Origin of the sequence: Nonomuraea sp. PA05, from assembly GCF_008086045.1 — a bacterium.
Classification (GTDB): Bacteria; Actinomycetota; Actinomycetes; order Streptosporangiales; family Streptosporangiaceae; genus Nonomuraea; species Nonomuraea monospora.
Genome location: NZ_VSEY01000012.1, coordinates 99,078 through 116,508, shown reverse-complemented (window position 1 = coordinate 116,508; position 17,431 = coordinate 99,078). Strand labels below are relative to the sequence as shown.

The 17,431-nt window shown below is 74.5% G+C and carries 8 protein-coding genes; all 8 read right to left on the bottom strand.

The genetic code is table 11. The annotated features are described in order from the left end of the window. Nucleotides 1–8 precede the first annotated feature (8 nt). From FXF51_RS20360 to FXF51_RS20325, 8 genes are read right to left on the bottom strand one after another with little or no spacing between them, the layout of a single operon-like run. On the bottom strand, nt 9–3,533 hold the full coding sequence (locus FXF51_RS20360; RefSeq protein WP_148436100.1) for a DUF4157 domain-containing protein: 3,525 nt from the start codon (nt 3,531–3,533) through the stop codon (nt 9–11). 1 nt (nt 3,534) lies between these two features. After that, nucleotides 3,535–6,612 (bottom strand): hypothetical protein, encoded by a 3,078-nt coding sequence (locus FXF51_RS20355; RefSeq protein ID WP_148436099.1) that lies wholly within the window; start codon nt 6,610–6,612, stop codon nt 3,535–3,537. Next, nucleotides 6,609–7,907 carry a hypothetical protein gene (locus tag FXF51_RS20350; RefSeq protein ID WP_148436098.1) on the bottom strand — a complete coding sequence of 433 codons (1,299 nt, stop codon included), beginning with the start codon at nt 7,905–7,907 and terminating at the stop codon, nt 6,609–6,611. Before FXF51_RS20350 ends, FXF51_RS20355 begins: the two co-directional genes overlap by 4 nt. Before the next feature lies 1 nt (nt 7,908). Continuing rightward, a complete protein-coding gene (locus FXF51_RS20345) occupies nt 7,909–9,057 on the bottom strand; it encodes a hypothetical protein (protein WP_148436097.1) in 1,149 nt (382 codons plus the stop codon). After that, on the bottom strand, nt 9,054–11,156 hold the full coding sequence (locus FXF51_RS20340; RefSeq protein WP_148436096.1) for an ATP-binding protein: 2,103 nt from the start codon (nt 11,154–11,156) through the stop codon (nt 9,054–9,056). Before FXF51_RS20340 ends, FXF51_RS20345 begins: the two co-directional genes overlap by 4 nt. Continuing rightward, entirely contained in the window at nt 11,149–12,762 is a 1,614-nt protein-coding gene (locus tag FXF51_RS20335) for a hypothetical protein (RefSeq protein WP_187414466.1), read from the bottom strand. Before FXF51_RS20335 ends, FXF51_RS20340 begins: the two co-directional genes overlap by 8 nt. Further along, the gene (locus tag FXF51_RS20330; RefSeq protein ID WP_148436094.1) at nt 12,759–15,104 is read right to left on the bottom strand and encodes a phage tail protein I; all 2,346 of its coding nucleotides are present in this window, start codon (nt 15,102–15,104) and stop codon (nt 12,759–12,761) included. Before FXF51_RS20330 ends, FXF51_RS20335 begins: the two co-directional genes overlap by 4 nt. Continuing rightward, complete coding sequence (locus FXF51_RS20325; RefSeq protein WP_148436093.1) at nt 15,104–17,431, bottom strand: putative baseplate assembly protein; 2,328 nt, start codon at nt 17,429–17,431, stop codon at nt 15,104–15,106. The genes FXF51_RS20330 and FXF51_RS20325 overlap by 1 nt, the downstream gene beginning before the upstream one ends.

Genomic DNA, 17,431 nt, shown 5'->3' with positions numbered 1-17,431 from the left:
CGCCCCTTTCAGCCGACGAGCTGCTTCATCAGCCCGCCGAGCAGATCGGGCGGGTTGAGTTGCGGGTAGGTCCATTGGATCTGGTCGAACGACAGCGCGAACGGCTGATCCGACGCGTAGTGCAGCGGGAAGGCCAGCCCGAAGCGCAGGTTGGAGCCGTACTCGAAGGCGGCGAGCTTCCAGGTGCGGTGGTAGAGCTCGATCTCGGTGAGCCACAGGTCGGCACTGACGTCGACGAACGCGTCGACGCCGAACTTGAACTTCGGCTCCACGAAGATCTCGCCCCGCGCGTCGAGCACGATGCCGGTGCGGGGCGTCCAGTTCAGCGCGGCGGCGGCGGACGCCTCCCCAGCGACTCCCACCTCGCCGTGGATGGACACGCCCGCGGTCGCGCTGACGACCGGGATGCCCACGCCCAGCCCGCCGTTCACCTGGACCCGCAGGCCGGCCTGCGCGGGTACGGCGAAGGTTCCGGTGCCCTTGACCGTGGTGTCGTCGGGGCGGTCCGGGCTGTAGGTCACTTCGAGCGCCACGTCGCGCAGCTGCCCCGGCCCGAACCCGGCGGAGACGGTGACGCCGCCCTTGATCGTGGCGAAGACGCCGATCCGCTGCCCGGCCACGGCGACCCCGACGATCGGCAGGTCGATGCCGATGGCCAGGATCTCGCGCTCGACTGCGCGCTCCTCGAAGACGGTGAAACGCGGCGGCATGGCCACCTTCCCGGTGACCTCGATCTCCCCCTTCGGGGAGAGCCGCAATCCCACCGTTCCCTGCAGCCAGGGTGTGACAGCGAGGGTCACGACCCCTTCCCCGTACGCGACGAGCGCCCCGTCCTTGTCCGCCGGCCCGGCAGGCAGTCCGGCCTCATCCAGCGTGCGGTTGGTGAGGCCGGCCTTGAGGCGGCCCTTGGCGAGGCCGCGCTCGTAGGCGAGGTCGGCCTCGGCGAGGAAAGCGCCGTCTGCGTAGGTTCCGCCGATCGTGCCGGTGAGGCCGGGGATGTCCGGCTCGGCGGTGACCGCCCCGGCCAGCGACCAGTCTCCTGCCGGAGTCTGTGCGACGGTGGCGTTCAGTCTCCCGCCCTTGATCCCCGGAATGCCCTTGCCGATGAGGATCTCCCCAGTGATCGCCATCCCGGTGGCCGGGTCGTAGGCGAAGCCGAGCGCGCCCCTTTCAACCCCCTTGAGGCTGGTCTCGAACTCCCCGGCGGCACTGACCGTCTCATCGTCGACGCTCACCTTGGCAGCGGCCCGCCTGATGCCGGAGATCTTGTTCGGCCCGACCTCGAGCTCACCGCGCACCCCCCACCTGCTGTCGCGGTAGGAGAGCCCGAGCCGAGCCTTCGTGAACATCTTCGTGTCGAAGTTGAGCTCGCCCTCCAGGGCGAACGACGGTTCGCCGGCCTTCGAACTCGAGCCAGCGGCGATGAAGCCCGTGGCGAGCTTCTCGATCTCGAAGTCGACCCGGCCCGCGACGACGATCCCCTGAGTGCCCGCGGACAGCGCGAGGTGTCCGCCCATCACCTTGAAGGGACCGGGCAGATTCAGGTCTCCGCCGGCGAGGAGCGCCTCGACCGCGAGGTTTCCGCCCTCCAGAACCATCGCCACCTCAAGGCCCTTGAGCAGGCTGCTCTCAGGGAGGATGACACCTCGGCCGACCAGCCCGTCGTGCACGTCGAACGCGAGGTCGGCGAAGTTGATCGGGCTCAACGGCTTGTATCTGGGGATCTTGTCGCGGAGGGCGAGGTTCGTCACCGAAGCGGCGTAGCGCAGGCCGGGCAGTCCCATCAAATCGACCGTGAAGGTCATCGGGTCGAATTGGCCGGCGTTCGACTTCGCTCGGCCGGTGATCCCGCCGACCTTGGCGGCTGTCCCGCCGGCACCCGGATCCTTGAAATCGATGTGCGTGGCCGTGAAAGTGACGTCCTTACGCGGACGGCGTTCCCACTCCCCGGCGGCCACGTTCCCCTTGTCGTCGATCTCGGCCTTCTGGTGCCGCCCGCCGTACGAACTGCTGAAGAGCATCAGCGTGTTGGGGGTGCCGGCGATCTTCTTGTGCTCGGCGGCTGTCAGGGCCTTAAGTCCGGCGACCAGCGCCGGTGACCTCAGTTCGGCCGACGTCCACGAGTGATCCTCCGACGCCACGTCCTCGCCGCTCGACACCGCCTCGGCGAATGTGACCTTGAATGACTTCTGCACCGTGGAGGCGTACGGGGCTGGTTTGAGATACGGACGGGCATTTTTCATGAACTTCTCGATCTGCTCGTCCATGGCCATGCTCATCGTGCGGCCTGCTTTTCGATTCAGCTCTGATTCGAAAAGCCATAGATTGTTGATGTTGTCGTATGCGGAGGCCGGTTCCTCGTCGGCGAAGAGTTGAACGTCCCTTCTGTGATCCACATCGAATCGGCGGTACCGGCGCTCACCTTTCGTCCACAGGGGGCGAACGACACGTTCCGCGATTTTTCCCGCCGATCCGATGTAGTAGTCCCACTGCTTATTCGTTCCGGATTTGGCCACAAGATCCGGCGCGTTCGCGGGCCGGCCGGTGAGTTCGGCGAGATGCCGGCCGACCTCTTGCTCTACGTGACCGAGATGCTCTTTGTCCCAGATGCTCCTCTGCTGGGTCTCGGGGCGCTTGCCACGTCGGCGACCGAAGTTCTTGCCGACCACCTTCGCCTTCCAGTCCGGGAAGACCACCTTCGCCAGGTGGAGAGTCTTGTCGCCGACGTCTATCTCGCCCTGAGGATCCACTCCCGCAGGTGCCTTCCAGATCGGCCCCTGCTGCCCCGCAGGAACAGCCGTGGAGCTTCGGCGGACCACCGCGCGGCCGAGGCTGGGACGCTGCTGGGCGACGTGCGCCAGTTCGTGGACGAGCAGCCGCTTGCCCGAAGGCGTGGACGGGGCGTAGGCGCCGGCCCGGAAGTAGATGTCCGAGCCGATCGTGAAGGCCAACGCGTTCAGATCGCGCGCCGCCTGGTCGGCGGTGCTGTCGTCGTGGATGCGGACGTCATCGAACGGGCGGCGGAAGGCGTTCTCCATCTCGGTGCGCAGCGCGTCGGGCAGCATCGATCCGCGGCCCCTGGTGTCGTCCAGATGTTGCTGCACCTGGTCGGTGACCACCGGTTCCCCGGCTGGTGATTCGGGTTCGGGGGCGGGCTCGGGTTCGGGAGGCGGCATGGTCTGGCGGCTGACTCGTTCCTGCACCGGTCCGGGGACGCCGATCGGAGTGGTCGAGTCCGGGATCAACCCGGCGGCCGGCGAGGTGGACGGGGATCGCTGGTCGAGCCGGCGCATCACCCGGTCGGCCGTGGCGTCGGCGGCGCGCTCGGCGGGTGCGTCGGCGGCGCCGACCACAGCTTTGGCCCGCACCGCCATTCCGCCCAGGCCACCGCCCAGGCGACCGCCCCGCCCACCGGCCAGGCCGCCGGACGGTGCGGCGGGCGCGGCCGTCGTGCCGTCCTGCTTCTCGGTCTGTGGGGCGGGGCGGCTGTCCGGCTTGCGTTCGCCGTCGAGGGACGCGACTTCACTGCCCATGTCAGACCGCCGCGTCCGAGACGATCAGGAAGAGGAAGGCGACCGGATCGTCCTCCGCACGCGTATAGGACACCTGTATCGGATCGTGCTTGGTCAGCGAACGCACCTCGTCACGTCCCGCCAATGCCAGCTGGACCTGGCCGGCCAGGTCCAGCATCTCCTCGCGTTCGCCGTCGCTCAGCAGGGGATGCGTCCAGATCACGGTCTCGACCCGGACGGCCTCCAGCGCGGAAGCCTGATTCGCGCGGAACGTGTCGAGCTGGGCGAGCACGCCGGCGATGCGCAGGCTGTCCGGCCCGCCCTCGCCCAGCGCGGCGAACGCCTCGGCGCCGGTGTCGACCGCCGGGTCCGGCCGGCGAACGGCGTCGATCTCGTCCTGGTTGGCCTCGGACACGAACACGGCCTTGACGGCGAGCGCTCGCACCGGGGGCGGCGTGGGGGCGTACGTGATGAGAAAGGCGCTGCCCGAGATCCCGGGCCCGGGCCGGAGTCCGGACGGCGGGATGACGGGAACCGCCGGCAGCGCCGGATCCGGGACGACTCCCGGCGGCAGCGCCGACAGCAGCGCCCGCAACCTGCCGGCACCGACGAGCGGCCCGAGCGCTCCCGGCGCGGCGGCGTATCCGGCCAGGGCGATCGCGTTCGCGCCACCGGCGGACCGATAGCGCTGCTGCCACGACGGGCCAGGTGTGAGCAGCGTCGTCGTGCCGCCCTCGAACACCACCTCGCTCGCCTGCCACCCGTCCGGCCACTCGTCGGGGCTGCCGGTGAGGAGGATCCGCGCGGCCTCTCGCGCGTCGCCGGAGCCGGGCATGGTCAGCACCTGGACGGTGACGGTGTCCACGGCGATCGGCGTGACCGGGTCGCCTTCGCAGCTCTCGCGGCGGCGCCGGCGGAACAGCACCCAATCCTGGGTGGCCTGGACGGTCGCCGCCGGCCGATCCCCGGCGGGGAAGAGCCGCCGGTACTCGTCGGGCGCCCACTCCGGGTCGGTGTGAACGCCGCCCAGCAGGGACAGAGCGGCCGCGGCCGACTGATGGTAGGCGTTGCCCGGCTCGGCGACGGCCGGCTCCTGCAGCGCTGTCAGCGCGGCGGCCGGTGTGTGGGCGACCGCGCGGCTCGTGCCGATGCTCGCCTCGGCCCGGACGGGCTCACCCCTGAAGTGCAGACCGGCGACCAGCCCGCTCTCGTCGCGCGCGGTCAGGGTCACGCCGTCCTGGGTCGTGCGGGACAGACGGAGCTTGCGCAGCTCGAAGGTGCCGCCTGTGCCGGTGCCGCCGGGGCCGCCGGTCGAGAGGGCGAAATAGCCGGACGCCGACACGACGCTCTCACCGCCGGCCGCCGAGTCCCACGCGAGCGTCCCGGAGATCCGCAGGTTGAAGCTGACCGGCGTGGTGCTCGGCCGGTAGACATCGATCTCCAGGAGGAAGCCGGTCGAGTCCTGTCTGCTGGTGAACCGGAACGGATCGTCGTCCACCCGCAGGTGCGCCCACACGGCGGTCACCCGGTCGTTCCCCGCTGCCAGAGCGCCGAGCGCAGGCCGCCGGCGGCTGCGCGCACGGACCTCCGTGATCTGCGCCAGATCGACCAGGCGGCGCAGCTGAGCAGGGCTGGGCGCGGCGGCCGGCGGCGCGTTCCGTATCGTGGCCAGGAAGGTGTCCAGCCCGTCCAGGCCGGGCACGTCGCCGCGCAGGAAGCGGGCCAGCGCCTCGATGTTCGGCGGGGCCGAGCTCGACAGCGCGCCGCGCACCTCGAAGCCGCGGCCCGTCTCGGCGCGTCCCACGCCCTGCCCGCGCAGCGTCCCCGGCGGGTTGGGCTCGCTCTCGTCGAGCGCCGCCCTGGTGTCGTTGCCGAACGCGAAGTCCACCGCGAAGCCCAGGCCGGGCTCGGTGGCGGTGACCGTCCCGTCAGGAACGAGGACGTCGACCTCCTCGCGAGCCGTCTCGTCACGCAGGCCCCGCAGCAGCGAGATGCGCTCCATGTGCTGGGCCCGCTCGAACTCGTGCGGGATCTGGTCGCGCCGCACCGCGCAGAGCCACAGGCGCACGCCAGGACCGAACTGCGCGGCGAGCCGGTCCCGCAGGTCCTGGGCCGCGGGCGGCACCGGCAGGTAACCGGCGGCGGGCAGCTCGACGAAGCCGCGGTCGAGGAGCTGCTGCACCGAGCCGCCCGGCGCGGCGGGGGCGGCGGAGAGCTGATCCTGGAACTGCAGCACCTGGGCGAGGAACACAGCGGCGGGCCGCTGCTCGAGCTGGCCGGCCCAATAGCCGGCGGACGGGGTCTGCACGGCTTCCCGGCAGGCCGTCCACCGGTCGAGCAGGGTGATGGCGGTGCCGTTCCAGCCGAGCACGCCGACGGCCACCGTGTCGTCGCCGGCCTGCTGCGCGGCGCCGGCCCCCCAGAGCGTGGAGCCGAGCAACGGCGCGCTCACGCGCCCGGCGGCGGCGCGTTCGGCCGCGAAACGCGCCGACGCGACCTGCGAGCGCAGGTGCGTGGCCGGGCGGGTCACGCCGGCGACCGTCCACGGCTGGACGTCCGCGGAGAGCGGGCGCAGAAGGAGGGTCACGCCGTCCGCCCGGTACGGGCTGTCGGTGGTCGATCCGCACCCGTCGCACAGGCGCCCGAACACCTCGCCCGTCCCGGTCAGTGTGGCGGCCGGACGCAGGCACACCTCGTAGAGCGCCGTGCCGGCGACCGTGTCACCCGCGGGCCGTGTCACGGATGTCTCGGCCGCGCACTCGGCGAAGGCCGCCTCGGGATCGGCCGGTGCCGGCGCCGTGGTGGCTGTTCCGAGCAGGTCGGGCACCTCTGCGCTGACGTCGTGGGGCAGGTAGAGGATCTGGCCGCGGGGCGTCCTGGCCAGTCCGGCGGCCAGGTGCAGCTTCCCCCCGCCCAGCCCGGTGACGCCGAACCCCCAGGCCGTGCCGGAGGCGGTCACGCGGTTGGACAGCTCCACGTAGGCACGCTGGCTGTCGCGTTCCCTGTTGAGGTCGTCGGCGCGCAGGAACCTGCCGTCGTAGTAGTTGAGGTTCACGACCCCGCCCTCGTCGGGCGTGAAGGTGCGGCCCTCCACGGTCATGACGGTCCTCCTGACTCGGTCGGCTGTTCGGGTGCGAGCGGTTCGGCAGGCCGTATCACCAGCCGCCGCGCCACGTCACGGCCCTGGGCGCGCGAGGCCGGCGGGTCGCCGACGAGCCCGGCCAGCGGCACCGGCTGACCGTTCACCAGGCCGGCCAGTGGCTTGGCGCCGGTTCCGCTGAGCACCAGCCGGTAGGTGACCGGCGCGGCCGGCTCGGGAAGGTCGAAGGCGATCGTGCTGTCCGTTCCGTCGTCGTCGAACCGCGTACCGGCCGGAGGGACGTGCTCACCCCAGCCGCCGTCCTGGTCGAATGGATACAGGCCCAGTGAGTCCCACACGGTCGCCTCGACGACCCGCCCGCGGAACTCGACCGTCACCCGTGTCCCGGCGACCCGGATCCTCCGCACGCGCGGACCTCCGGCGTCGCTCGCGCACCGTCCTGAGCCGGTGCTGCCGCGGTCGAGGAGTTCGGCGAGCAGCTCGGACAGCATCCAGGTGGGCATGTGGGTGCGCCGCACGGACAGGTCGACGACCGGTGCCTCCAGCCGCCACTTCCGGTCGGCGACCTTGACGACCCGCATCCCGGGCAGGTCGGCGAGCAGCACCTCGCCTGGCTCGTCCTCGGGGAACAGCTTCGTGCTCTCCGCCTGGGCGTCCGGCGCGTGACCGGGCGGCCGCAGCGTGGCCACATGTCGCGCGAGCACCTCGCGGAACTCGGCGAGCCGGGTGTCGCGGTGGTCGGCCCCTTCCGGCAGGAGGCCGTCACGGACGTACCGCCGGAGCGCAGGGAAGGCCTCTGCGCGATCGTCCGGCGGACGCGACGTGTACGGCTTCAGCTCGAGCCGCGCCATCTCCAGGATCCGTGAGTACGCCGGTGAACGATCGGACCCGGCGTACCCCTGCTGGATCGACGGCACAGGCCGGGACAGGCAGGCCTCGTGCCGGACGACCAGCCGGGCGTCGAACGGCGCGCTCGTCTCGTCCGGCGCCCCGAGCCACGCGTGCACGTCGAGGCACATCGGCGACCCGGTGGCCACCTCGCGCCCCAGCCCGTCCACGGCCAGGCCGGCGCCGACGACCAACTCGGGGACCTCCTCCGCGACCGAGACGGGGAAGCCCCAGACGACACCCCTGCCGTGCAGCCAGGCCTGATGCAGGGCGGCCTTGCCGCGGGGGTTGGCGGCCAGCACCTGAAAGTCGGAGACGCCGAGCAGCATGCCGAAATGCACGGCGAGCGCGGTGAAGGGGTCGACGTCGAGCGCGGCGGCGGGCGGCGCGGGCTGCGCGGTGGTCATCTCACTCACCTCGCAGGACGGCGGCGCGGCGGCGCTCGGCGGGGGCAGGCGCGGCGGCCACGGCGGCGTCCGCCACCTGCGCCGCCACGGCCGCGGCCGCCCCGGCCCGGCGCCGCGCCTCCTCGGCGGCGAGAGCGGCGGCGAGGTCGCGGTCCGCGTCGATCAGCCGCTGCCGTAACAGGCCCGGGTTGCCCGCCTGTACCCGGTTCAGCTCGGAGACGGCGTCGAGCAGCTCGACGATCAGGGTGATGCGGTCGTCCGTGAGCGTCAGCAGCCATCGCTCGTACGCCCCGGTGACGCCGTCGGCGACCTCCTTGGCGGCCTCGTTCGTCCGGGACTGGCCGGGCGACGCCACGGCGACGCGCGCCGCCTCCACCTTGAGCGCCGCCGCGGCGACCCGGGCCGGCGCGGCCGCCGCGGCTTCGACGGCGGCGCGCGCCGTGGCCAGGGCATTCTCCGCTCCGGCGACCGCGCCTCTCGTGGCGGCCAGTGCGGCCAGCGCGGCGGCGGCGTCGTGTCCGAGCCGCGTCGAGGTCGCGTCGGCCTCCCGGACGGCGTCGTTGACGCGGGCCACCATGTGGTCGCCGCCGAGCAGCACGCCCAGCCGGGTGACCGCCTCGGCCACCGCTCCGGCCAGCTGCCGCACCTCGGCCACGGCCTGCGGATGGGCGGTGGCGAGGTCGGCGAGCCGCTTGGCGTCCGCGTCGGTGTCGGCCTTCGCCGCCTCGTGCAGCTGCCGGGCCGTCTGGAGGGCGCCGGTGATCTGTTCGGCGGCGGCCGCGGCGCGGACGGCGGCCGAGTCGGCCCCGATCTTCGCCTGCTTGGCGTCCTGTTCGTCCAGGCCGGTCCGGATCTGCTCGCCCCGGTTCACGTCGAGGGCCAGTTCGATCACGTGGCGTTCTGGACCCGTCGTCGCGGCCGCGAGCTGCTGGCGCAGAACGGACTCATCCTGACGGAGGGTGGCTCCGGCGGCGGTGATCGTGGTGAGAGCGGTGGCCGCCGCGACGGCGTCGGCCGTGGCCGCGGCGACCACGTCCTTCTGCGCCGTCGCGGCGGCATCGAGGCGGGCGGCCTCCTTCGCGCGGAACGTCGTGACGGCGGTCGCGCCGGTGGATGACGCGGTGGTTTCTGGGGTGGTGGGAGTCGTCACGATGGGACCCTTCGGATCGGCGGCCCGCCGGACGGATCAGGCGGCGGGCCTGGAAAGGACAAGCCGGCCTTGGCGTGCTCTCGCCGGATCGCATGGACCAGGTGGGGCAGGCCCAGCACCCGCCGGCCGGGATCCGGCTCGGCGGCGGCGAGGAAGGCGGCAGCGAGGGCGGCGTTGCGGATGAGCGCGCCGGGAAGCGGGTAGAGCGCGGCGAGCAACGGCAGGTCGAGGTCGCGGGCGATGGGCGCGCGCCCGGGCAGGTGACGCCGCCACAAATCCAGCCGGGCGGGTTCGTCGGGCAGGTCGAACGGCACCATGAACTCGATGCGCCGCGCGAACGCGACGTCCAGGTTCTGCCGCAGGTTCGTCGCGAGGACGGCCACGCCGGTGAACCGTTCGAGCCGGCCGAGCAGGTAGGCGGTCTCCAGGTTGGCGTACCGGTCGCGGGCGTCGGCCACCTCGGTGCGCTTGCCGAACAGCGCGTCCGCCTCGTCGAACAGCACCACGGCGCCGTCGCGCTCGGCGGCGTCGAACACGGCCGCGAGGTTCTTCTCGGTCTCGCCGATCCACTTCGACACCAGGCGGGACAGGTCGACGACCAGCAGATCGCGACCGAGCTCCGCGGCGAGCACCTCGGCGGCGAGCGTCTTGCCGGTGCCCGGCGGCCCGGCGAACAGCAACCGCAGCCCGTACGTGCCCGGGCCGCCGAAGCCCCAGTCGCCGAGCACCTCGGCCTGCCGATGCATGCGGTCCGCGGCCTCACGCAACTGGGCCAGGCGATCGGCGGGCAGCACCAGATCGTCCCATCCGGCCCGAGGGTGCACCAGCGAGGCGCCGGGCGGCACCGTTCCGGCGGCGCGGGCGTCCACACGGTCGCTCAGCCGCTCCCACCCGGTCTGCCCGCCTACCAGCCCGCCTACCAGCCCGTCCGCCAGCCCGTCCGCCAGCCCGTCCGCCAGCCACCCCGCCCGCCCGCCCACCAGCCCGTCGTGCAGCCGGACGTCTGCGGCGGCCAGCTCCACGTCGCCGGGTTCGATGGTCGCAGGGCCGAACGGCGCGGGCGGCTCGCCCAGCTCGGGCAGGGCCGCGGCCAGCGCCGCCCGCCGGTCCTGGCCCGGATGCGGGCCGGACGGAAGCTCGAGCACCGGGCGCGGCCAGGTGCGTACGTCCCGCCCCGGCAAGGCGAAGAGCAGCGGCACGGGCAGCCGCGGCAGGGACGGCCCCGCACAGGTGCCGGAGGCGCAGAGCACCGGGACGACGCCCCGCACCAGCGCGAGCAGCAGCACCGCGCTGACCGTGGCGACGTCGGCACGAGCGAGCCGCAGGACGACGGGCTTGCGGCCGGTCGCCGTCACCAGGGCGGCGAGCCGCCCGGCGAGTGCCTCCGGCCGGACGCCCGGGAGCAGAACGGTCACCGCGGCGTCCGATTCGATCGCCCGGCGCGCGCCGCTCACCGCGGGATGGGCGAGCCACGCCGCGGATCCCCAAGCGGGGAAGGGGCCAGGCAAGGGCTCGGCGGCCTCGGGCCAGCCGGGCAGGCCGGCCAGCGCGTCCCACAGCAGCGGCGCGGGACACAGGCTGCGTTCCGGGAACGGCAGGTGCGGCCCGGCGGCCACGACAGCGCCCGCGGCGGCGAGCGGTCCGGTGGCGAGCTTTTTGGCGAGGCGCGGACGTGGGGACGGGGCGCCACTCTCGCCGAGCGCGAGCCCGCTGTGCTCGGCGAGAGTGGCGGCCAGACCCGCCGTCGCCCACGGCTCACCGCGCGGGTGCAGTCCGCGCAGGATCGCGGCCGTACCCTCGTGCTGGTGCCCGAGCAGGGCCAGCATCAGCAGGTCACGGTCGGCGGCGTCGAGCGTGAGCCCGGCGGACAGGCGGTCGACGGGCTCGGCCGGCGCGCTGGGCAGCGCGAGGCAGCCGCCGTCGGGCGCGCCGGGCAGGGCGGGTGCGGGCAGCGACCGCAGGAAGCGGGCGCCGTCCTCGTCACCCAGCCGGTCGAGGACGCCGGCGAGCCGGGCGGCCATCCGCGCCAGAGCGTCATCCAGCCGGCCGGCCGGTGCGGCGGCGGGCCCGCCGTAGCTGCTCAGAACCGGTTCAGCCATAGCGGTACCGCACGACGCAACTGAGCCAGGGGACGAAACCCGGGTCGAGGTCGAGGCCGGCCCGGCGGATGTCGACGTCCACGTCGTCGAGATCGAGGAGCACGTCGATCCAGCCGGGTTCCGCCTCGATCACGGCGGTCCGATGACAGACGAAGGCGAGCAGCGCCTCGTCGCTGTCCGGGGGCAGCAACGGGCGCAGCGCCTTCGCCACCTCATCGACGATCGGCTCGAGATCCTCCGGCCGCGGCGGCGGGTCCGGCGGCTCGGCGTCCGGGGGCAGGCCGGCGAAGGCGAGGACGGCGGGGTCGTCAGGGCGGGCGAGCCCGGCGGCGGGCGCTGCCCGGCGGCAGATCCGGCGGCCGAGCTCGTGCAGTGCCGGGCGCGACTCGCCGCCGTGACGGTCAGGGTCGCCGGCCACCCGGTCCGGCAGGCCGAGGTCGCCGATCACTGGGATCAGGAACAGCAGGCCGCCCCAACGGGTCCGCCAGATCCGGCCGGGTACGGCGACCCCCGGCGGCACGGGCTCAACGCCGGCCGTGCGAGTGGAGCGGCGGTCCGAGCCGGGGCGGGGCTGCTCCGAGGTGGCCGCATCTCGGGCCGGTCGCTGCCCGGCTGCGGTTCCTGTGACGTCGTGCGCGCCGGGGCGCGGGCCGGAGTGCGGGTCGGGGTGCGGGCCGGGGTGCGGGCCGGGGTGCGGCCGGTCGGCGGACGCGGTGTCGCCCTCGGCGCGATCGCCCTGGACGGGATGTCCGGTGCCGGCCGGTGTGGCACCGCCGGCGCGTTCCCGAGCGCCGGCGATGCGTCCGGCGACCTCGGCGAGCACCGCGCCCGCGGCCGGTCCGCGGGCGATCCCCGGGTCGGCCTCCAGGACGGCGAGGGCGGCCAGCGCCGCGGCCTCCCGCACCCCGGCCCGGCGATCCCGCGGCAGTGCTCCGATCAGGACGGACCGCCGGGCGACCGCCGCGCCTGCGAGCGTACGCGCAGGCGAGGTCGGCGGCGATGGCACGCGCCATCCCTCGCCGGTCACGCTGCGCCAGGCCGCCCGGGCGAGCCCGGCCAGCGTGGCGGACGTCGTGGCGTTGACCAGCTCGGGCAGCAGCCCCGCCGCGGCCACGGCGGTCACCAGCCCGGCCACGGTGTGCGGCTCCTCCTCCGCCAACACCGGGAGCATCTCGGCGAGCACCTCCCGGGCAGGAGCGTCCGCGTCGACGGGCGGCCACAGGCCGAGCGTGTGCCACGCCCAGAGCCGGCCGCGATCGCCGCGCAGGACGCCGATCGTGAGGTCCTGCCGCGCCTGCACGGCGCTGCGATACCGGACGACGTTCGCCCCGCCGGCGGCGAGGGCGGCCGACAGCGCCAGCGTGGCCGCCTTCCCCCACCGCTCGGCCAGGTCGGCATCGTCACGGTCCCAGGCCAGGCGCAGATCCGGCACCCGTACGTGGCGCACGCAGACCAGCCGGTCGCGGTCGGCGTCCGTGCTCAGCCCGCCTGGCAGCCCGTGCTCCACCAGCGAGCCGGTCAAGGCGGCCAGCCGGTCGTGGCCCCGGGCGCCGGGGTCGGCGTCGACCCGCCACCGCAGGGCGAGCCGGTCGATCCGGTCGTTCATGGGTCGATCACCGTCCCCTGGCCCAGTTCGGCAGCGCCGACGCGGATGCCGGTCCGGCCGCGTCCGAGGACGCCGTCGCGGCCGAGCTCCGGCGTGCCGGCCGGTCCCGAACGGGTGCCGGCGCGTAGCGGCCGGACCCCTGACCCGGATCCCACCGCGCTCGAGATCCCCGCGTGCAGGCTCATCCCGACGCGCATCCCCAGACCGAGACAGCAGACCTCGGCCAGCGTGTGCGCCGGGCGGTGCAGGTCGAGCAGGTCGCGGACGACGCGGAGCTGCTCGTCGCCGGGCAGGCCGGGGAGCAACACCGTGAACCTGTGCGCGGAGGACCGGCCCGCCACCCCCGCGGGTTCGGGGCCTTCCGCGGAGGTGGTGGGGCCGCCCGCCACCCGCCAGCCGCCGCCGAGGACGGCGTCGAACGGACCGGGCCGCCCGGTCGCGTTCCCGACGGCGGCGGCGCGCCCGCGCAGCCGGAAGGACTCCAGGATCACGACCGGCTCGCCCAGGTAGATCTCCAGTGTGCGGCGCAGGGCGGCCACCGTGCCGCGTAGCCGGAACAGGCCGGCCGCCTCGGCCAGCAGGGTCCGCCGGGCCCGCTCCGGCCAGCGCGTGTCGAGGGTGAGCCCGATCAGCGAGGCCAGCCAGGGCAGCAGTTCCGCGGGGGCGCCGTGCGGGTCGAGGAGCAGGTCGCGCTGCACGGCGCGGGCCTCGATGTCGCCGAGCTGGCCGTCGATGACGGCCAGGAAACGGCGCAGCAGGTCGGCGCTCGCGGGGTCCCGGCGATAGGTGCGGGGCAGCTTGGCGACGAGGTCCCGGCCGGGGATCTCGGCACGCAGCGCGCGGATCCGCGGCGTTGACGCGCCGGTGCCGGTGAGCCGCAGCCAGATGCGCAGATGGCGGCCGGGCGGCGCCACGATCGGCGCCTCGAGCACCTCGTACCGGTCGCCCGGCGTCTGCGGAGCCCAGGGCAGCTCCCGCCCCGTCTCACGCCGGTGCAGAGGACGCCACCCGTCCGGCGCGACCTGGGGGAGCGGGTCGTCGGCGGTGGCGGCCGTGAACAGCAGCGTCGTGTCCGGCGGCACGCAGGCCTCGACGAAGACCCGCCCCCACCGGAGCCCGTACGCCAGGCCGTCCAGGCTGGGCGTGGCGGCGATCCCCTCGCGGAGGTGGCGGGCCCGCTGCGGCACGGCGGCCCGGAACGCGGCACGCCCGGAGTAGCCGATGCCGCCGTCGGGCGTCCGCACGATGCCCCGGCCGTCGTAGCCGCGTGCCCGCAGCGCCGGTCCTGGACGCAGGCCGTCCTCGTCCGGCACCCACGTCAGCAGGTGATCGCCCGGCGGGCCCGCGACGACGAGCCGCCCGTGGCCGTCCACCGCGAGGTCCCGTGCGCCGGGAATCCGCAGCACGCCGGGATGCGCGGCCGGCTCCCCGGCCAGCACGCGCAGGACATGCCCCGTGTCGCCGTCGCGTAGCAGGATCCACACCGCGCCGTCGGGTGCCACCGCCACCCGCGACGGCCGGGCCTGCGGCGGCACCGGCCAGGCGCCGGCCGGCCCGGGGCGAGGGGCGAGCAGTGCGGCGGCCGGGGGCTCCAGGGGCTGCGGGGACGGCAGACCGATCGCGTCCAGCCGCATCAGCGGCGCGCTGCGGGAGGCGGTCAGGACGTGGACGACGCGTCCGCCGCTTCCGGCGAGCCCGACCTGCGCCGACGACACCGACGACACCGACGATGCGGACGCCATCGACGACGCGGACGACGCGGACGACGCGGACGACGCCGAGAACGTCGGGGACGTCGGGGACGTCGGGGACGTCGGGGACGCTGAGGGCGCCGGGGACGGCGGCAGGGTGACCGTTCGCAGCAGACGTCCATCGGCCAGGTCGAGGACGGCGATCCGCCCGGTTGCGCCGTCCAGCACGAAGAGGTGATCGTCGGAGTCGGTGGCCAGCGCCCGCGCCCGTAGCGGCCACTCCGGGCCGGGCCCCGCGGCGACGAACCCCGCACGGGGCGCGCGGGAAGCACTGCCGAGCAGGTCGACGGGGTCTCCCGGCCCAGGCCACGGCAGGCGCTGGATCTGCCCGCGGTCCGGGTCCCCGCGGTACAGGCGGCCGTCGCGGTCGAAGGCGAGGCCGCCCGGCTCGGGCTGGGACGCCCCGGCGGTGAAGCCCGGCACCGGCTGCTCAGACTCGGTGGCGAGCAGCACATCGGCCGTCTCGAAGTCGATCCGGGTGGTCTCATCGGTGTGCCAGGCCTTGGCCGTTCCGCCGACGGGCACGAATCGGCGCACGCCGGGATCGGTGAGGTACGGGCTCGGCGGCGCGGCCACGATGTCTGGTGTCATCAGCACTCGTCCTTCGGCACGGGCACCGGCACCGGGGCCGGCGCGTCCGGGTCCAGCGGCTGCGGGGCGCCGGAACCGGCCTCGGGCGGGCGGCCGGCGACCACGGTCAGCGCGGTGAGCGCCGGGACCTCCCACGGGCGCAGCCTGACCGTCCCCGGCACCGGCTGCGGCCCGGAGACGTCGGCGACCAGCGCCTCTTCGACATACTCGACGCCCTCGACCTGCAGCACCGCCGCCTCGAGTTCGGGCCCGTGCACGCGGCGTCCGAGGGGCCAGCCGGCGCCCTCCGGCCCGAACGGCGGCAGCGGAGACAGGTACTGGCGGAGCACGAGTTCAGCCCACCGCCGTACGCCGATGGCGCTGTAGCCGGTCTTCACCGCGATCCCGACCGACACCGCCACGGCGCGGTAGACGGGCGGCACCACGTACAGCTCAGTGGTGACCAGGCGGCGGGGATCGAGGTGCTCGAACACGGCCTGGAGCAGCGTGGCGCCGGCGGCCGGCGCGTCCGGGTGGCGCGGGTCGCGGGCCGGCCACACCATCACGGTGACCGCCCCGGCCGCGTCGAGGTCGCGAGTGGCGGGGTCGAAGTGCGGCAGGCACTCCGCCCGGCCCACACCGGGGATCATCGCCAGCTCCCGGAAGTCGCCGGCGGTGACGGCGCGGTCGCGGCGCGCCAGCTCGCCGGGGATCCGCTCCAGCGCGCGAGCGAGCGGTTCGGCCTCCTCGCCGCCGGTGGTGGGCAGCGGGTTGGTCACGCGTACGCCGGGAGGATCGTCGATCCGATCGATCAGTTCCGCGGCGACGTTGCCCCGCGTGCCACCGCCGTGGCGGTATCCCGCGGCGCGTACCAGGGCACCGGCCGGCAGCACCCGGCCGCGGACGCCGTCGCCGCACTGCAGGCGTCCGGCTGCGGCGTCGAGCAGCAGGTGCCGGTCGTCGCGCCCGCTCGCGGCCAGCGAGCCGACGATCGTCCACTCCTGCCAGTTGACGCCGTCCTCGCGCACCTCGATCCGCGGCGAGCCGGGCACCACGGCCGGGTTCGCCAGGGCCAGTTCCTGGTGGCTGATGCCTTGGCCGGTGCCGAGCACCTCGTTGGCGGCCTGCGCCACCTGCTCGACGTCGGCCACGTTGATCCCGGCCCAGGTCAGCACGCCGGAGCCCGGCGGGCCTTCGCGCGGGAAGGCGCGCAGCCAGAAGACCGCCGGCGGGTGTCCGTCGAGGCGGGGCGGGCTGTCGCGTACGCCGGCCAGGTCGTCGTCGATGGGCGGCAGGACGCCCACGTCGGCGAGGCGCGGGGGCGGCAGCTGCAGGGCCACGCTGCCGGCGACTCGCAGGCCGGTCGTGGTGTCGCGCACGACGGTCACCGGCAGATAGGTGCCGTCGGCCAGCGACACCTCCCAGATCAGGGCGTTGTCGGCCGCTTCGGTGAGGCGCGCCGGGGCGGCGGCGGGTGTCTCGGCCCCGGTGATGGCGGTGAGGCGCTCCGGGGTGGCACTGGGTGTCCCGGCCCCGGTGATGGCGGTGAGGCGCTCCGGGGCGGCAGCGGATGTCTCGGCGGCGGCGATCGCGGTGATGCCGCCGGCCGCGGCCGGGGCGAACGTCTGCGTCGGCAGGAGAACCGCGCCGCCGCTGGGCTCGACGGCCGCGGTGGCGAAGCCGAGCACGAGCGGACCGGTCGCGAGCGGGCCGCGTTCGGTGAGCAGCCCCGCCACGACCGCCGGGTCGTCACCAGGCGGCTGTACGGCGATCCACAGCGTCCGGTCCACCGCGGGGCGGATGTCGAGTCCGGCCAGGCCCGGCTCGCCGGCCTCGCGGCGCAGCACCTTCTCGTCGTACGGCGCTGCCTGCGCCGGATCGAGGCCGGCGAGCTCCAGCAGCTGGTGGTACTCGGCGCGCAACATCGGGTCGGCGGGCACGTCCGCGCGCGCCTTGACGACCGCGGTGACCATGGCGGGAAGCACAGTCACGTCGTTGCCGACGCGGAACGGCACGTCGCCGGCGCTGACCGTGGCGCCGAGCGGCACCGGCACGGGAGCCCCGCCCTCGTCGGCCAGCGTGAAGCGGACCAGGCCGGTCGCCCGCTCGGGCGGGTACGGCGGAACCTGGAGCAGGCGCAGCAACCACAACCGGGTCTGGTCGGGAATCTGGTTGAACCGGAAGAGCAGGCTCTCGCCCAGGTGCGCGACCAGTTCGAGCAGGGTGATGCCGGGGTCGCTCTCACCGAGGTCGGTCCACTCGGGAGCGTAGACGGGGATGCGCGCCCGCAGTTCGGCCAGCAACTGCTCGTACGAGCGGTCGTCCAGCACCGGGAACGGAAGCGCCAT

Bases quoted from the DNA above. Each gene is read 5' to 3' on its own strand.
- FXF51_RS20360 (WP_148436100.1), bottom strand. From the start codon at position 3,533: ATGGGCAGTGAAGTCGCGTCCCTCGACGGCGAACGCAAGCCGGACAGC.
- FXF51_RS20355 (WP_148436099.1), bottom strand. From the start codon at position 6,612: ATGACCGTGGAGGGCCGCACCTTCACGCCCGACGAGGGCGGGGTCGTG.
- FXF51_RS20350 (WP_148436098.1), bottom strand. From the start codon at position 7,907: ATGACCACCGCGCAGCCCGCGCCGCCCGCCGCCGCGCTCGACGTCGAC.
- FXF51_RS20340 (WP_148436096.1), bottom strand. From the start codon at position 11,156: ATGGCTGAACCGGTTCTGAGCAGCTACGGCGGGCCCGCCGCCGCACCG.
- FXF51_RS20335 (WP_187414466.1), bottom strand. From the start codon at position 12,762: ATGAACGACCGGATCGACCGGCTCGCCCTGCGGTGGCGGGTCGACGCC.
- FXF51_RS20330 (WP_148436094.1), bottom strand. From the start codon at position 15,104: ATGACACCAGACATCGTGGCCGCGCCGCCGAGCCCGTACCTCACCGAT.
- FXF51_RS20325 (WP_148436093.1), bottom strand. From the start codon at position 17,431: ATGGCGCTTCCGTTCCCGGTGCTGGACGACCGCTCGTACGAGCAGTTG.